Origin of the sequence: Bradyrhizobium nanningense, assembly GCF_004114535.1 — a bacterium.
In the GTDB taxonomy this organism is placed as follows: Bacteria; Pseudomonadota; Alphaproteobacteria; order Rhizobiales; family Xanthobacteraceae; genus Bradyrhizobium; species Bradyrhizobium nanningense.
Window position 1 is genome coordinate 261531 of the sequence record NZ_LBJC01000028.1, and the last position, 15895, is coordinate 277425.

General features: G+C 64.7%; 20 protein-coding genes. 9 read left to right on the forward strand and 11 right to left on the reverse strand.

Going from position 1 to position 15895, the window contains the following annotated elements:
- Positions 1-3: 3 nt before the first annotated feature.
- The 7 genes from XH84_RS24200 to XH84_RS24230 are packed head-to-tail and all read right to left on the reverse strand — an operon-like array spanning position 4 to position 6179.
- Positions 4-720 carry a NapC/NirT family cytochrome c gene (locus XH84_RS24200; protein ID WP_128916388.1) on the reverse strand — a complete coding sequence of 239 codons (717 nt, stop codon included), beginning with the start codon at positions 718-720 and terminating at the stop codon, positions 4-6.
- A gap of 7 nt (positions 721-727) precedes the next feature.
- The gene (locus XH84_RS24205; RefSeq protein ID WP_181769598.1) at positions 728-1195 is read right to left on the reverse strand and encodes a nitrate reductase cytochrome c-type subunit; all 468 of its coding nucleotides are present in this window, start codon (positions 1193-1195) and stop codon (positions 728-730) included.
- Positions 1192-2148 carry a quinol dehydrogenase ferredoxin subunit NapH gene (gene napH / locus XH84_RS24210; RefSeq protein ID WP_128916389.1) on the reverse strand — a complete coding sequence of 319 codons (957 nt, stop codon included), beginning with the start codon at positions 2146-2148 and terminating at the stop codon, positions 1192-1194. The genes XH84_RS24205 and napH overlap by 4 nt, the downstream gene beginning before the upstream one ends.
- Positions 2145-2909, reverse strand: a complete 765-nt coding sequence (gene napG, locus XH84_RS24215) for a ferredoxin-type protein NapG (RefSeq protein ID WP_128916390.1) — start codon at positions 2907-2909, stop codon at positions 2145-2147. Before napG ends, napH begins: the two co-directional genes overlap by 4 nt.
- A gap of 18 nt (positions 2910-2927) precedes the next feature.
- Positions 2928-5477, reverse strand: a complete 2550-nt coding sequence (napA, locus tag XH84_RS24220) for a nitrate reductase catalytic subunit NapA (protein ID WP_128916391.1) — start codon at positions 5475-5477, stop codon at positions 2928-2930.
- A 26-nt stretch (positions 5478-5503) separates the two neighbouring features.
- A complete protein-coding gene (locus XH84_RS24225; RefSeq protein WP_128916392.1) occupies positions 5504-5839 on the reverse strand; it encodes a chaperone NapD in 336 nt (111 codons plus the stop codon).
- On the reverse strand, positions 5832-6179 hold the full coding sequence (locus XH84_RS24230) for a 4Fe-4S dicluster domain-containing protein (protein ID WP_164935854.1): 348 nt from the start codon (positions 6177-6179) through the stop codon (positions 5832-5834). The genes XH84_RS24225 and XH84_RS24230 overlap by 8 nt, the downstream gene beginning before the upstream one ends.
- A 406-nt stretch (positions 6180-6585) precedes the next feature.
- Between XH84_RS24230 and XH84_RS24235 the strand changes: the two genes are divergently transcribed.
- Positions 6586-7701: an ATP-dependent DNA helicase gene (locus XH84_RS24235; RefSeq protein WP_128916394.1), complete on the forward strand. Its 1116-nt coding sequence runs from the start codon at positions 6586-6588 to the stop codon at positions 7699-7701.
- A gap of 294 nt (positions 7702-7995) precedes the next feature.
- Positions 7996-8181 carry a hypothetical protein gene (locus XH84_RS24240; RefSeq protein ID WP_128916395.1) on the forward strand — a complete coding sequence of 62 codons (186 nt, stop codon included), beginning with the start codon at positions 7996-7998 and terminating at the stop codon, positions 8179-8181.
- A 163-nt stretch (positions 8182-8344) separates the two neighbouring features.
- Here XH84_RS24240 and XH84_RS24245 read toward each other — a convergent pair whose 3' ends face one another.
- A complete protein-coding gene (locus tag XH84_RS24245; RefSeq protein ID WP_128916396.1) occupies positions 8345-10030 on the reverse strand; it encodes a caspase family protein in 1686 nt (561 codons plus the stop codon).
- Between the two features lie 262 nt (positions 10031-10292).
- On the opposite strand from XH84_RS24245, the gene msrA reads away from it, so the two are divergent.
- From msrA to XH84_RS24265, 4 genes are all read left to right on the forward strand, one after another.
- Positions 10293-11009: a peptide-methionine (S)-S-oxide reductase MsrA gene (gene msrA, locus XH84_RS24250; RefSeq protein WP_128916397.1), complete on the forward strand. Its 717-nt coding sequence runs from the start codon at positions 10293-10295 to the stop codon at positions 11007-11009.
- Positions 11010-11039: 30 nt separating this feature from the next.
- Positions 11040-11459 (forward strand): peptide-methionine (R)-S-oxide reductase MsrB, encoded by a 420-nt coding sequence (gene msrB / locus XH84_RS24255; protein WP_128916398.1) that lies wholly within the window; start codon positions 11040-11042, stop codon positions 11457-11459.
- 108 nt (positions 11460-11567) lie between these two features.
- Entirely contained in the window at positions 11568-11732 is a 165-nt protein-coding gene (locus XH84_RS24260; RefSeq protein ID WP_128916399.1) for a DUF3309 family protein, read from the forward strand.
- A gap of 214 nt (positions 11733-11946) precedes the next feature.
- Positions 11947-12240, forward strand: a complete 294-nt coding sequence (locus XH84_RS24265) for a hypothetical protein (protein ID WP_128916400.1) — start codon at positions 11947-11949, stop codon at positions 12238-12240.
- Positions 12241-12400: 160 nt separating this feature from the next.
- Here XH84_RS24265 and XH84_RS24270 read toward each other — a convergent pair whose 3' ends face one another.
- Positions 12401-12958 carry a DUF4112 domain-containing protein gene (locus XH84_RS24270; protein WP_128916401.1) on the reverse strand — a complete coding sequence of 186 codons (558 nt, stop codon included), beginning with the start codon at positions 12956-12958 and terminating at the stop codon, positions 12401-12403.
- A 61-nt stretch (positions 12959-13019) separates the two neighbouring features.
- Entirely contained in the window at positions 13020-13445 is a 426-nt protein-coding gene (locus tag XH84_RS24275) for a DUF5413 family protein (protein ID WP_128916402.1), read from the reverse strand.
- A 142-nt stretch (positions 13446-13587) separates the two neighbouring features.
- On the opposite strand from XH84_RS24275, the gene XH84_RS24280 reads away from it, so the two are divergent.
- The 3 genes from XH84_RS24280 (at position 13588) to XH84_RS24290 (ending at position 14622) form a co-directional block, all read left to right on the forward strand.
- A complete protein-coding gene (locus XH84_RS24280) occupies positions 13588-13830 on the forward strand; it encodes a hypothetical protein (RefSeq protein ID WP_164935855.1) in 243 nt (80 codons plus the stop codon).
- A gap of 36 nt (positions 13831-13866) precedes the next feature.
- Positions 13867-14097, forward strand: coding sequence for a hypothetical protein (locus XH84_RS24285; RefSeq protein ID WP_128916404.1), 231 nt, complete (start codon positions 13867-13869; stop codon positions 14095-14097).
- Positions 14098-14355: 258 nt separating this feature from the next.
- The gene (locus XH84_RS24290; RefSeq protein WP_245471834.1) at positions 14356-14622 is read left to right on the forward strand and encodes a hypothetical protein; all 267 of its coding nucleotides are present in this window, start codon (positions 14356-14358) and stop codon (positions 14620-14622) included.
- 169 nt (positions 14623-14791) lie between these two features.
- Here XH84_RS24290 and XH84_RS24295 read toward each other — a convergent pair.
- The coding region (locus XH84_RS24295; RefSeq protein ID WP_128948505.1) for a hypothetical protein at positions 14792-15895 on the reverse strand (1104 nt) is incomplete at its 5' end.

The following is a 15895-nucleotide window of genomic DNA, read 5'->3' on the forward strand; positions in this document are numbered from 1 at the left end:
CCATCACCTCGCCGCCTTTGCCTTGGCGACGTCGGCATCCTGCAGGAAGTCGATCATGCGCTGCACGGGGCCGACCTCGTCGATATGGTCGAGCATGTCACGATATCCCTCCTGCGCCTTCGGCGGCAGCTTGTGCGCGATGCCCTGATGGCAATCGATGCAGGTCTTGCCTTGCGCGAATGCGGTCTGGTGCAGCTTGGAGGCGCGCGGCTCCTGCACCGCATATTCCATGTGGTCGAACTTGTGGCAGTTGCGGCATTCACGCGAATCCGTCGTCTTCATGCCGCGCCACACGCTCTTGGCAAGGTCGATACGGTGCGCGTTGAACTTCTCCGGCGTGCCGATGGTGCCGAGGATCTTGTGCAGCACCTCGTTGGAGGCCTGGATCTTGCGGACGACCTTGTGGCTCCACTCGTGAGGCACGTGGCAATCCGGGCAGCTGGCGCGGACGCCGGTGCGGTTCGAATAGTGAACGGTGTTGCGGTATTCGAGATAGACGTTTTCCTTCATCTCGTGACAGGAGATGCAGAACTGCTCATTGTTCGTCATCTCCATCGCCCAGTTGAAGCCGCCCCAGAACAGGACGCCGGCGACGAATCCGACGACGACGATCAGTCCCCAGGCATAGCGCGCCGTCGGCGAGAAGAACCATCGCCACAATCGTTTCAGGAGGCCCGGCCGCGCGGCTGCGACGGCGGCAGAAGTGCTGGTGTCCTGCATATCAGCCTCACTTCGCCTGCGTCGCGTTCTGGAAGATGTTGCCGACCAGCGGCTTCGCATCGGCCTGCGGCACGTGGCATTGCTGGCAGAAGTAACGCGTGCCGGCGACCTTATCGAGCCGCACACCCTGGCGGTCGACGTAATGCGTCTCCGAGATCTTCGGCGCGTTGACCCGCGTGTTGCCGGGCCAGTCGTGGCATCCCATGCACGCGTTGTTCTCCGTGGTGATCTGGTAGCCGTCGACCTTGTGAGGGATCAGCGGCGGCTGCTGGCGATAGGCGCGCTCGAAGCCGCTCGCCGGCACGGACTGCTTGGTCACGTCGGGCGGCGCCGACATCTCGGTCAGCGGCGCTTCACGCAACGCCTTGGGCTGCTTGGCTTCCTGCGCGAGCGGTCCCGACACCGCGAACGGAATTGCAAGTGCGACGGTCACGGCCGCCGCCGCGATCAACGGAATCAGTCGAACAAACGTCATGGGAGGTCCCTTTCAAGGACGGCCGGCTGGGAAGAGACGACACGTGCCACTGGCGATGGCGCGGTCATGGAGGGGTCAGGGCGCACCGCATTGCGGCCGCGCAGACCGAGATGGAAGACCTGCTTGGAGCAGACGTCGATACAGGCGCCGCAGACCGTGCAGTCGCCCGCGGTGATGACAGGCGTGGCGCCGCTTCGCTCGCCCCTGAGCGCGGGGCCGATGACGTGCGGCTCCGGACAGACGGCGAAGCAGTCCATGCAATCGTTGCAGGCCGCACGGTTGTCGGCGGTGACGCGCAGCAGCGCGACCTTGCCGATCTGGCCGTAGAACGCGCCGACCGGGCAGAGATGACCGCACCAGCCGTGCCTGGCGACGAGGAGGTCGAACACGAAGATCGCCGCCGTGCCGCCGGCGCCGAACCAGAGCCCGAAGACCAGCGCACGATGCAGCGCCGTCACCGGATTGATCAGCTCCCAGGCGATCGATCCTGACAGCACTGATGCGGCGAGCACCGCGCCGACGAAATAGAGCCTGAGGTCCGGGCGGATCTTGGCCGTGAAGGTGATGTTGAGCCGCCGCCTCAACCAGGCCGCCAGATCGGTCGCCGGGTTGATCGGGCAGATCCAGGAGCAATAGGTCCGGCCGCCGAGCAGCAGATAGGCGGCGAGCACGATGGCCGCGCCGATCACCGACAGGCCCTCGGGCCAATGGCGCGCCGCGAGCGACTGCAGGAAGACGAAAGGATCGGTCAGCGGCAGCGTGCCGAGGGTCATGGACGACGCCAGCGTACCCTTGGCGATCCAGACACCCAGAAACGGTCCCGACAGGAACAGCGCAAGGAAGAACAGCTGGCTGGCCCGGCGCAGCACGAGAAACCGCGAGGCGGCCCAAAGCCCCTTCTGCGCGCGCGCGTCGACATAGGGTCTGGCCTTGGGTCTGGCCTTCGCCGTCATGGCGTACCTCCCTCGGGTCTGCGCACCGGCAGCTTCAGCGGCGCATCGACGAGGGCTCCGCCGGCCTTGGTCTTCTCTTCCCAGCCGCGCTTGTAGTGCTCGTCCTGCTTCAGCGCGGCGATCTCGATCGGCAGCACCTTGATCGCGGAGTCGGTCAGCACGCAGGACTTCTCGCACTTGCCGCAGCCGGTGCAATCATCAGCATGAATGACCGGCTCGAAGATCGCGTGCTTGGTCGTGCGCGCATTGTGCGAAATCTCGAGCGTGATCGCCTTGTCGATGGCCGGACAGACCCGATAGCAGACGTCGCAGCGCAAACCCTGCAGATTGAGACAGGTCTCACGGCTTGTGATCACGGCGACGCCCATCTTGGCCTTGGCGATGTCGGTCAGCGCATGCTGGAGGGCGCCGGTCGGGCAGGCCTTGACGCAAGGAATGGTGTCGCACATCTCGCAAGGCACGTTGCGGGCGACGTAGAACGGCGTACCCATTGCGGGACCGTCGGCCCAGTCCGCAAGCTTCAGGGTGTCGTAGGGGCAGTCGCGGACGCAAAGGCCGCAACGGACGCAGGCCGCGAGGAAATCCCTCTCGGGCAACGCACCCGGAGGCCGCAGCGCCTGCGCGGGCTTGGCCCGCGAGGACACGCCGAACGCCGTCAGCATCGTCGCGGCGACGGCTGCGCCGCCGCCGAAACGCGTCATATCTTGCAGCGCCTTGCGGCGACGCGGATCGCGCGGGATGCCTGAGCTCGAATCCGACATGGCTCGTCCATCGAGGGTTTAGGCCGACGTCACGCGGCAGGCGCACTTCTTGAAGTCGGTCTCCTTCGAGATCGGACAGGTCGCATCGAGCGTGAGCTGGTTGGCGAGCTGGCTTTCGTCGAAGAACGGGAAGTAGACGAGGCCCCGCGGCGGCTTGTTGCGGCCCTTGGTCTCGACCCGCGTGACCACTTCGCCGCGGCGCGTCTGGATCTTGACCGGCTGGCCACGCAACAGCTTGCGCTCGGCCGCATCGTCCGGATGCATGAACAGCGTCGCGGCCGGCACGGCACGGTGCAGCTCGGGCACACGGCGCGTCATCGAGCCGGAATGCCAGTGCTCCAGCACGCGGCCGGTGCACAGCCACAGATCGAACTCCTTGTCGGGCGTTTCGGCCGCCGGCTCGAACGGACAGAAGATGATGCGCGCCTTCTTGTCCGGCTTGCCGTAGAACGACACGCCTTCGCCCGGCTTGACGTAGGGGTCGTAGCCCTCGCGGAAGCGCCAGAGCGTCTCCTTGTTGTTGACGACCGGCCAGCGCAGGCCGCGCGCCTGGTGATATTGCTCGAAGTCCGCCAGATCGTGGCCGTGGCCGCGGCCGAACTTCGCATACTCCTCGAACAGGCCCTTCTGGACGTAGAAGCCGAACGCCGCGCTCTCCGAATTGTCGAAACCGTTCTGGCATTCGGTGACCGCGAACTTGTTCACCTCACCGTTGGCATAGAGCACGTCGAACAGCGTCTTGCCGCGCAGCTCCGGCTTCTTGGCGATCAATTCCTCCGGCCAGACCTCCTCGATCTTGAAGTACTTGGAGAACTCCATCAGCTGCCAGAGATCCGAGCGCGCCTCGCCGGGCGCCTTCACCTGCTGGCGCCAGAACTGGGTGCGCCGCTCGGCATTGCCGTAGGCGCCCTCCTTCTCCATCCACATCGCCGTCGGCAGGATGAGGTCCGCGGCCAGCGTGGTCACGGTCGGATAGGGATCGGAGACGACGACGAAGGCAGCCGGGTTGCGATAACCGGGATAGCCCTCCTCGTTCATGTTCGGGGCCGTCTGCATGTTGTTGTTGCACTGGACCCAATAGGCGTTCAGCTTGCCGTCCTTCAGCATCCGGTTCTGCAGCACCGCGTGATAGCCGATGTTGCCCGGGATGGTGCCCTCGGGAAGCTGCCACACCTTCTCGGCCGTCTCGCGGTGCTTCGGGTTGGTGACGACCAGATCGGCCGGCAAGCGATGCGCAAAGGTGCCGACCTCGCGCGCGGTGCCGCAGGCCGAGGGCTGGCCGGTCAGCGAGAACGGGCCGTTGCCGGGCTCGGAAATCTTACCGACCAGCAAGTGCACGTTGTAGATCATGTTATTGACCCACGTGCCGCGGGCATGCTGGTTGAAGCCCATGGTCCAGTAGGAGATGACCTTCTTCTTGGGATCGGCGTAGAGTTTTGCGAGCCGCTCGAGATTCTCCTTCGGAACGCCCGACATCTTGTGGGCGTATTCGAGCGTATAGGGCTCGAGCAGCCTCTTGTACTCCTCGAACCCGATCTTGTCCTTGAAGCCGGCCGGATCGAGCGCACCGTCCTTGCCGGCCTTGTGCGAGGCGTTGACCGCCTTCACCTCGAGCGCGTGGGTCGGACGCAGTCCGTAGCCGATGTCGGTCACGGTCGATGCGAACTCGACGTGCTTCTCGACGAAGTCCTTGTTCACCGCACCGGAATTGACGATATAGTTCTGGATGTAGTTCAGGATCGCCAAATCGCTCTGCGGCGTGAACACCATCGGATTGTCGGCGAGCTCGAACGAGCGGTGCTCGAAGGTCGAGAGCACGTGGACCTCGCAGCCTTCATGCGTCAGCCGGCGGTCGGTGAGGCGCGACCACAGAATTGGGTGCATCTCCGCCATGTTCGAGCCCCAGAGCACGAACGCATCGGCGTGCTCGAGGTCGTCATAGCAGCCCATCGGCTCGTCGATGCCGAAGGTGCGCATGAAGCCGGTGACGGCCGAGGCCATGCAGTGACGCGCGTTCGGATCGAGGTTGTTGCTGCGGAAGCCGGCCTTGTAGAGCTTGGCGGCGGCGTAGCCCTCCCAGATGGTCCACTGGCCCGAGCCGAACATGCCGACGGTCGACGGTCCCCCCGCCTTCAACGCCGCCTTCCATTTCTCGGCCATAAGCTTGAAGGCTTCGTCCCAGGAGATCGGCGTGAAGTCACCATTCTTGTCGAACTTGCCGTTCTTCATGCGCAGCATCGGCTGGGTCAGCCGATCCTCGCCATACATGATCTTGGACAGGAAGTAGCCCTTGATGCAGTTGAGGCCGCGATTGACCGGGGCATCGGGATCGCCCTGCGTCGCCACGATCTTGCCGTTCTTGGTGCCGACGATCACGCCGCAACCGGTGCCGCAGAAGCGGCACACGCCCTTGTCCCAGCGGATGCCGTCGGTCTTGCCCGGCTGCGCGATCGCCGCGTCCGGCAGCGTCACGCCAATGGTCGAGGCGGCAGCAACCGCGGCGGCCGCCTTCAACGCATCGCGGCGGGTCGCCGTGGCTTCATTCCCGTTCGTCAATTTCGTAACCATCGTCGGTCTCTCCGGCTCAACGAATCTCAAATTGTGGAAGCGCGCGCGTGCGCGCCGGAATTCTGGCAGAGGCCGCCGCAGCACGCGGCCGGCTCGGGCTCGACGGCGCTCTCGTCGTCGGGCGTATCGAATGCATGAAAGATCAGCGAGGCGCTGACGACGCCGGGCAGGCGATGCATGGCGGCGATCTGGTCGATCGCCAGCGAGGCCGGCGTATCGATGACGGTCAGCGCAAGCCTGTTGTCGCCGGACGCGGCCTCGAGCTCGACGCCGGGCAGCGCCAGGATCCGGTCGGTCAGATCGCGCTCCGCATCCGGGGCGAGATAGACGGCAACACCGCAGATGTTGGTGGTTTCAGCCATTGTGCACGACCAGGTTTGCAAGTTCGGATACGAGCGCTATGCGGTCCCGCGGCGCGAGCGCGATGGCTTCGACCGGACAGACCGGGATGCAGTCGCCGCAGCCGGTGCAGGCCGCAGCATCAATCACCGCGCCCAGCTTCTCGCGCGACAGAATGCGGATAGCGGAATGCTCACAGGCTTCGACGCAACGGCGGCACACCACGCCATGTCTTTCGACGCAGGCGCTCGCGCTGGAGACGGTGGCCACCTGCTCGGGGCGCGTCTCTTCGAGGCGCGACGCAAGCGCGTCGCGGCCGGATGCGAAAGGCAGAACGGCAGAAAATAGCGAGCGTCGTGACATTGGTCTCGGCATATCCGAATCCCCAACGGGCAGACCCGTGTTCAGGAATTGTCCAGGAGAATGCGCCCCATCGGGCGCATCTCGGTCGACGCCATTGTCACCGCTGCGGACCATAGGTTCGTGCTGTCCATATCGCATTGCGCTAGATCAACCGGGCCCCCTGCGAACACGCGCAAGCAACGATTAACCTGCGTGTCCACCGCGGCGTGAAATTGCGCCGATCGATCAAGGCGTTTACCCGGCCTTCATGTTTGTGCGGACGAAGCCGCTTCACGCGGTGAGAAGGCAGCCGCCAACAGGCGTTGCCGACCTCGATCTTCGGGCCGCATCCGCCTTGAAAGGACGGGTCGAATGGTTACCTTGGAGAGCGGCGAATCGCCGCGCGTCGCCCTTCCTCAAGACAACAATGCCAACCTTCACTCCGCATCAAGATGCCGCGCTCAAGGCCGTCGGCGACTGGCTCAAAGCAAAACCCGGCCGTAGTGGCACGCCGCAGGTGTTCCGCCTGTTCGGCTTCGCCGGGACCGGCAAGACGACGCTGGCCCGGCACATCGCCGACGGCGTCGACGGCGACGTGAAGTTCGCCGCCTTCACCGGCAAGGCCGCCCTCGTCATGCGCAACAAGGGTTGCGACGAGGCCTCCACCATCCACTCGCTGATCTACCGCGCCCGCGAATCCGGCGAGGAGCAGCCGAGCTTCGAATTGTGGGACGACGCGCCGGCCTCGAAGGCAAAGCTGATCGTGATCGACGAATGCTCGATGGTCGACGCCGAATTGGGGCGCGACCTGATGTCGTTCGACTGCCCGCTGCTGGTGCTGGGCGATCCCGCGCAGCTGCCGCCGATCCAGGGCGGCGGCTTCTTCACCAACACCTCACCGGATGCAATGCTGACAGAGGTGCACCGCCAGGCGCAGGACGATCCGATCGTGCGGATGTCGATGGACGTGCGCGAAGGCCGCGAGCTCGACATCGGCCGCTATGGCGAGAGCGAGGTGGTCTCGCGCAAGGAGCTCGACCCCGATCGGGTCATGGGCGCCGGCCAGGTCCTCGTCGGCCGCAACAACACCCGCCGCGCGTACAACATGCGGGTACGGCAGCGCCAGAACATCGAGGACGCCTTTCCGGTCGCTGGCGACAAGCTGGTGTGCCTGCGCAACAACCGCAAGAAGGGCCTGTTCAACGGCGGCCTGTGGCGGGTGAAATCGCGCAACACCTCGCGCTCGAAGTCGCGCATTCTCTCGATGCGGCTGTCGCCGGACGAGGATTTCGGCCACAAGGTGACGAAGGTCTCGGTGCGCGCCGATTGCTTCGAGGGCGGCATCGAGCAGATCGCCTGGGAGCAGCGCAAGCCCTATGACGAATTCGACTACGGCTACGTGCTCACCGTGCACAAGTCTCAGGGCTCGCAATGGGACGACGTCGTGCTGTTCGACGAGAGCTTTGCGTTTCAGGAGAGCCGCGCCAGGTGGCTGTACACGGGCATCACGCGAGCGGCGAAGCGGCTGAGTATCGTCGTTTAGAGTTCGCTCCCGTAGGGTGGGCAAAGGCGCAACGCGCCGTGCCAACGCTGTCTCTCTGCAAGCAAGAGATCGTGGGCACGCTTCGCTTTGCCCACCCTACGGCACTGAGCGTCGTGGTGTGATGCCGTCATCCGGACCGCGCAGATGCATTCACCAAGCGCTAGGCTTTAAGATGTATCACCGCGCAGTCGGCAGGAGGACACGCATGGCTGAGCGCTTCGGAAGACCGGTTACCTCGATACGCGCGATGATACCTCCAGCGCGAGCCGCCGCGGGTTTCTGAAGTCGGCAGGATTGGCTGACGAGGCGCTGCACCCGCGACTGGTCAAGCCGGCGATTGCCGCCGGTGGACGTTTCGCGGACGGCGTACCGGTTGGTGGCGCAAGCCATCGCGTCACGCTTCTGGCAAGTCTCTGTGGCAACAGCACCGTCTTGAACGGGCAAACGACCGCATTCGACTGGTTCAATTCGCTGATCTGAGCGGACGCGCTTTGTGCTCGTCGCAATCACCACAGGGAGTAGTTTGACGAAGACTCGGAGTGGGAGCTTTGCCTCACACTCCTCCCTGGGGTTATGGGTCCCTGCGTTCGCAGGGACGACAGCGGAGATTGTTGCTCCGCCGTCGCGTCCCACACACGTGCCGTTACTTCCCCGCGACGAAGTAAAAATCTTCCCGTCCCGGCGGCGAGCCGTAGGTGAAGGGCTGCTGCTCGTGCCTGGTCGCGGCCCAGACGTCGTCGCGGATGATGTCGAACAGTTTTCTGATCTCGACGCGGGGCTGCTTGATCTCACGGGCCAGCGCGGTGGCGAACGGGCTGTTGGCGCTGCCGTCCCCGTCGATCGCAGTCTCGCCGTGCTTGGCGGCGTAGACCACCATGAAGCCGGCACCGGGCTCGATGTTGGAAAAGCCCTTATCGACCAGCTTCAGCGACAGCGTGCGCTGCATGATCGGCGCGAACGGATTGTCGCGGCAGGCATCCAGAACCACGAGACGCATTTTTCGCGCGGCGCCGACCGCGGCGATGACCTGCTCGAGAGCGACCGCCTGCGTCTCGGCGTCCTTGTCGGCGGCGAGCTTGGCGTCGACGGGAACGAGATAATTCACCCCGCCGATCTCGAAGCCGTGGCCGGCGTAATAGACCACGGCCCAATCGGCTTTCTCCGCTTCCTCCGCGAAGGCCTTCAACGCGTCAAAGAATTTTTCGCGGGTAAGGTCACTGGCGGAAATGACGGTCTGAAAGCCGACCTCGCGCAGCACGCTCGCAATCAGTTTGGAATCGCGCGGCGGATTGGGCAAAGCATGGACGTTCTTGTAGGCGCCGTTGCCGATCACCAGAGCCACGCGGCGGCCGGTGGGTGCGCTCCCCGGCGTCTGCGGCATGAGCGCGGCGAGCCGCTCCTGCGCGGTGGCGCGGGCGCGCGCCACGTCGATCTCGTCGAACCTGGTCAGCGAATAGGCCGCGGCACGATAGTCGGCACGGGCTTGGGCGAGATCCTTCCTGCGCTCGTAGATCTGGCCGCGGCCGGAATGGGCGCGGACGTTGTTGGGGTTGATCTGGATGGCCGTGTTGTAGTCCGTCAGCGCAGCGTCGAAATCCCCCTTCATCATGTTGACGTCGGCACGGTTGTTGATCGCAAACACGTTCTTCGGCTGTTTCTCGATCAGGCGGTTGCAGTCGGCAAAGGCCTGATCGAATTGTCGCATCATGCCGTAAGTGATGCAGCGGTTGCCGGCGATCTGCGGCGCGGCCGGATCGATCGTCTCGGCCACGGCAAAATCGGCGAGCGCCCCGTCGAAATCCTTCATCAGCGTGCGCACGCGGGCGCGGTTGGTCCAGCCGAGCAGGAATTTCGGCGTGTACTTGATCGACAGGCTGAAATCGTCGAGCGCGCTTTGCAGGGCGCCGCGGCGCAGCTGGATGACACCGCGGTTGTTGTAAGGGACGCCGTAGGTCGGACGCTTCTGAAGCGCGAGATTGTAATCCGCGATCGCGAGATCCTCCTTCCCGCTGCGCTCATAGGCGAGGCCGCGCAAGTTGAGGGCGATGACGTGGTCCGGATCGAGATCGAGCGCGATGGACAGCGTCTCGATCGCGTGGTCGTAATCGCGCTTGTTGATCTGCGTGTTGCCGCGCACGGAAAGTGCGATCGCCTTATCCTTGCCGCCGAGCTGCTCGGCCTTCAAGAGACTTTCGCAGGCGCTCGCGCGGGCCTGGGCCTCCGCCTGGCGGTCGCGGCAGATGGTGAGGTCGTCGGCTCGCGGGTCGGCAGCCGCGCTGGACACGCCGGCAGCCAGGATGACGAGGGTCAGGGAAACGACGCGCAGCATGGTGTCAGCCTGCTCCAACCGGCAAGTTGGTCTTGAGTCGATGATCGATCGCCCGGGTTCATCTAGCGCGGAGTTCCCGGTCCCGCCAAGGCGGGCGCGCGCTGGGCCATCCCGCACGGCTCGTTTCACGGACTCGTGTCCGTCCCGTCGTAACAATCGGCGGCTGCGTCCGTACCTCGGATGATGTGAAAGGGCGGCCGGACAACTGTTCGTCTAGCCCTGATCGCTCTAGACTGTCAGACCTTCTGAAAGAGGATCCGCCATGCGCCGACCCGCCCTCGCCTCCCTGCTGGCCGCAACCACCGCCCTCTCGCTAACCTTTGCGCTGGCCTTTGCCACACCGTCCCGGGCTGCGGAGGATGCGGTCGTGATCCCGGCCCCCGCCATGGATGCGGCCCCCACGAGCGGGATCCAGACCGCCGTGGTCGCCGGCGGCTGCTTCTGGGGCGTGCAGGGCGTCTTCCAGCACACCGCGGGCGTCGTCAACGCGGTCTCCGGCTATGCCGGCGGCCCCAAGGCGACCGCCGACTATCAGACGGTGTCGAGCGGCCGGACCGGCCACGCCGAGTCGGTCGAGATCAAGTACGATCCGAAGAAGATCTCCTACGGCAAGATCCTCCAGATCTACTTCTCGGTGGTGCACGACCCGACCCAGCTCAACCGCCAGGGCCCGGACACCGGCCCGCAATATCGCTCGGCGATCTTCACCACCTCGGACGAGCAGAAGAAGGTGGCGGAGGCCTACATCGCCCAGCTCAACGGCGCCAAGGTGTTCAACAAGCCGATCGTGACCAAGGTCGGCGCGCTGGAGGCGTTCTACCCGGCGGAGGCCTACCATCAGGACTATCTGACCCTGCACCCGAACCAGCCCTACATCGCCTATAACGACCTGCCCAAGGTCGAGAATCTGAAAAAGCTGTTCGCGGATAACTACATTGAAAAGCCGACGCTGGTGAGTGCCAGCAAGGCCACCAACTGATCGCAAGATCACCTCAGGAACGGGAGACCCATGCCCGACACCAAAGCGAAGACCACCGATGACAAGGTCATCAAGAGCGAAGAGCAGTGGCGGCGCGAATTGTCGCCGATGCAGTATGCGGTGCTGCGCGAGAAGGCGACCGAGCGTCCCTTCACGGGCGAATATGAGCACGACCATCGTGCCGGCACTTATGTCTGCGCCGGCTGCGGCAATGTGCTGTTCGAGTCAGACGCCAAGTTCGATTCCGGCTGCGGCTGGCCGAGCTTCACCCAGCCCGCCGTTGAGAGCCATATCGACGAGGAGCGGGACGCCAGCCACGGCATGATCCGCACCGAGGTGCTCTGCTCCAAATGCAGCGGCCATCTCGGCCACGTCTTCCCCGATGGCCCCGGGCCGACCGGCCTGCGCTACTGCATCAACTCGGCCGCGCTGAAGCTGGAGCCGAAATAACCCTGCGTGGCGCCGTGTTCCCCCGTGGAACCCGACGACGCGATGTGCTTTTCTTCTTGGGCGGTGCGGCCGATCATCGCATCTCAGCCGGCCGCCAGGGAGGATGCCATGACCCTTGGGACCATCCTGATCATCCTGGTGATCATCTATCTGGTCGGCGGCCTGTCCGGCCGGTTCGGCGGCTACGGCTATGGCCTTGGCCATTCCGGCATGGGGATTGGCGGGGTCGTGCTGGTAGTGCTGATCGTGCTGCTGCTTCTGGGTAAATTGTAAACCAAACAAGCCATTGATATCGCTTGATTTATCGCAGCTGCGTAGCTGCCATGCGCGGATTCATCATCTCGCATCGCAGGGGTCGCATTTTTGTCAGATCGGCTTATATTAGGGGGCGAAAATGGCATGTGCGGCGGGCTCGCTCGATTGCGGCCCCTGCCCTCCCAAACCCCACGCGCTTAAAGCCCCAGAGAAGATCACGAGGTCTTTGACCATGCGTCCATTGCGTCCGTTCAACTTCAACACCTCCGCCGAACTCTTCCCCGCCGCGATCCGCAAGAAGAAGCGTGCGGGCTTCACCTATCGCCGGTTCGGCACCGCGGCCGAAGCCGTGCAGTTCGCGATGGAGCAGTTGCCGACGGATTCGCTGAACGGCGCCTATCTCCAGGTCGAGGAAGCGCGCTTCGACCAGAACGGCATCCGCTCGCTCTATGAGAGCGAGGCCTTCCCGCTGCCGCGCCGGCCCAAGCCGGCGCCGGTCGCCGAGACTGACGCCGACGCGGCGTAAGCTTATTCGCAAGCCTCTGATGTGCGCGGAGAGCGTGATGGCCGAAAGGTCGTCGCGCTTTTTGCGTTTTTGAGCGCCGGTGTTTCCGCAGCCGTCATGGCCGGGACAAGCCCGGGCATGACGACCGTTCGGGCATAATCAATTGCGAAGAATAGCGCGTTTAAATCCGCGGCTGCTTGTCGAGCCAGCGGCGGAGCAGACGCACGTTGCGCATGTTGGCGCGGAACATGACGTCGAAAGCGTCGCCCGCGAACGGCACCATGCCGACCACGCCGTCGAGCGCAACATTGCCGAGCATGCGCGCGGTGACGTACCAGGGCGCGCCCAGCGCACGGGCCTCGCGCACCAGCCACAGCGAGATCGCCGTGGTGATGATGTCGCCGACGACAGGGATCAGACCGATCAGCCCATCGATGCCGTAGCGGATGTTGGTGCCGGGCAGGACGAAGGCGATGTCGAGCAGCTTTGCGATCGCCTCCAGCCGCGCAATCCGCTGCTCCCGCGTCAGATTGCCGAACGGGCTTCCCGAGAACGGATTGTCCTTGCCAAACTCCACACGGAACTCGCGAAATCCCTGCTCCAGCGTTTCGGGGCGGATTTCCCGGCCGTCCTGGTCGATGATCGGCCCGCGCGCCTCTGTACCTGAAAAGGACGTGCGCGAGCCGTCCCCCGAACGGGGCCTGCGCGGAGCGAGAATATCGTCGTCGGACATGGTCATGACCTCGAGGGAACGCGCCGGCGCGGCGGAAGTTGCCGCGCCGCGCCCGAACGTCGCGCGCTCAGGTCGGCGCCGCCACTGCTTGCGGCTCCGTGACATATCTATGCACGAGCCAGGACGACATCGCCGCCGGCACGAACCCGACGAGGCCGTACAGGATGAACTGCACCGCGCCCGAATCCGGCCCGCGGGAGCTGTAGGTGAGCGCGGCCAGCACGAAGGCGAACAGGCCGACCAGCAACATCCGCAAGCCGGGGCCGATCCGCCTGACGTGGACCAGGATGTCATCGATCGCGCCGATCATCAGCGAAGGCAGCAAGCCGAACAGATAGCTATATTGCAGGGTCTTGAAGAACACTGCGAACAACTTGCCGACCTCGCCGAGACTGGTCTGGGCCCAATAGCCGGACTGATAGGTCGTCGTGAGCAGCAGCAGGAACCCGCCGACGAACGGGCCAACCAGCGCAAACACCAGATAGCGTTTCATCAAACACCCTCACACTTCTCCCGCGGTTATAGCAGCGCCGCGGGAACCTTGAATAGCGGGCGGGCTCTGCCTTTGGGGAACAAGTGAGAGGGCGACGAGTTCAGACAGGACCTGAATGATCCCTGGCAGATTGGAGTCGCCGATGGCCCGCAAATTTCTACTGGCGACAATCACGCTGGCAGCCCTGACCGGCCTGCCGAACGCACCCGCTCTTGCGCAAGGCCACATGGGCTCGCCGCAGGAGCAGCAGGCCTGCTCGCGGGACGCATCGCGCCTCTGTCGCAAGGACCTCGGCAATGACGGCGCCGTGCAGAGCTGCCTGCAAGCCAACCGAGCCAAGCTGTCGAAGTCGTGCAGCAAGGTGTTTCAGAGCCACGGCATGTGAGGCGAATACGATCCCCAGCGAACGGAGAGTGAAGCCATGTTGCACGAGGAAGAACTCTCAATCCTGCGGGATATCAGCCAATCCATTGCCTTCGCCGACGACCGGCAAGGCAAGATCGGGCAACTGATCGCCGACGGCTACGTGATGAAGGACGGCGACCTGTTCGAGCTCACGGCCAAAGGCGTCACCGCCGTCGAGGAACACGCCGCCGCGCTTGGCGCGAACGATATGGAACAAGCGAGCGCGTCCTCCGATCGGCTGATCTGATCGCACGCGCACGCCTTCTGCGTGACGTCCACGCAACAGCTGCAATTTCATTCATGCCGACCATTGCAGCCGCGCGACAATGGCGCATACTTCGCTCGGGCGGCGCAGCACTTTTCGATTCGAACATCAAGAAATCGAGCGACCACATGCGGGAGTGAGTTCCCGGCGTGAAGGCTGTGACATGCGGCAGATCAAGTCGTGTGCGGCGCCCCAAGAACCAAGCGGCTCAAGCCCAGGGACATCGGGGATCCATTCTGCATGACACGCTATCAGACCATCGCTTCGCTCTTCGCCGTCGCAACCACCGCCATCGCACTCCAGACCTCACCGGGCCTCGCCTTCTCATCCGAAGCGCAGCAGATGTGCACCGGCGATGCGATGCGGCTGTGCTCCAGTGAAATTCCCGACATTCCGCGGGTCAGGGCCTGCATGGTCCGGAACAAGGCGCAGGTCAGCCCGGGCTGCCGCGCCGTGATGGACCGCGAAGCCACCGCATCGCGCAAGCGGGAAGCGGCAGCGCAGTAACTGCAGTCGTGTCATTCCGGGGCGACACGACGGGACCGCGCAAAGCGCGGCCCGGAAACGTCGAACCCGGAATCCATCGTGCAGCGCGGCGTGCGGGGAAATGGATTCTCAGATGCGCAATTGCGCATCGTAGTTCATGCTTCGCACGTCCCGGAATGACTTCAGCGCCTCAGTCGCCCCACTGCGCGAAGGCGTCGTTGAAGGCGCGCTCGCCGGGGGCGCCCTTCTCGATGGCGATGATGGCGCGGCGCTGGTTGGCATAGACCAGCGGCACGTCGAACCACGAGCGCTCCTTCAGGAGCTGGACGTTACGCGAGCGGTCGGCGTCGACGTTGGACAGGCCGACCAGGAAGAAGCCGTCGGTGACCTTGACCGCGAGGCCTGCGAGCGGGGTGCCGCGCGCCTGCTCGTTCGACTTCATCAGGATGCCCGGCACGTTGGAGACGCTGCCGCCCGGAAAATCCTGCGGCAGGATGAAGGTCAGCTCCGCCGTGTGGCTCGCCGGCAGCGAGGAATCGGTATTGCGGCGGAACGACATCGTCATCTTGAACTTGCGGTCGGGGATCTCGATGTCGGCGCGCACGGCGACGTCGGCCTTCTGGTTGCCCGAGGCCTTGATCGGCTCCAGCCGCCACACCACCGAGCCGACATATTGCTTGCCCTTCGGATCGGACGGATCCTCGTCATAGAGCACGACCTTCTGCGCCACCGGCGCGACCGGCTGGTCGCTGGCCGAGGGCTGGCCGACGCGATCGGGAATCTTCGGCTTGGTCTGCGGCTGCGAGGCATCCTTCGGCGCCTCCACCACCTGGGTCGGCGAGGACTTGAACAGGTTGGTCGCGATCTGGAGCAGCGGCTTGCCCCAGAGGATGCCGGCACCAACCAGAATCAGCACGATGCCGACGGCGATCGCGCTCTTGAACGGAAAGGCGGAGCCGGTGCGGACACGCTTCTTGGCGTCGCGCTCGGGCGCGATGCGCGGACGCGGCGAAGGCGGCTGCGGCGTGTAGCGCTCGGCCTCCTCGATCGACTCGTCGTAGGAATAGGGCGCCTCGGATTCGCCGCCGCGGTTTTCCAGGCTCGGCTCGAGCCGGTCGAATTCCGGCGAGGGCGAGGGCACGTTGGCGTAGGTGCGCCGCGCGGCGCGGCTGGCCTGCGCGGCAGCGCCGCCGAGATCATTGGCGTCGGCCGTGATGTCGCGGAAGCCGCGCACGCCCGGTGCCGGCGGCGGCGGCGGTCCGACATCAGGCGGACGGCGCGCACCGGCGCGGTC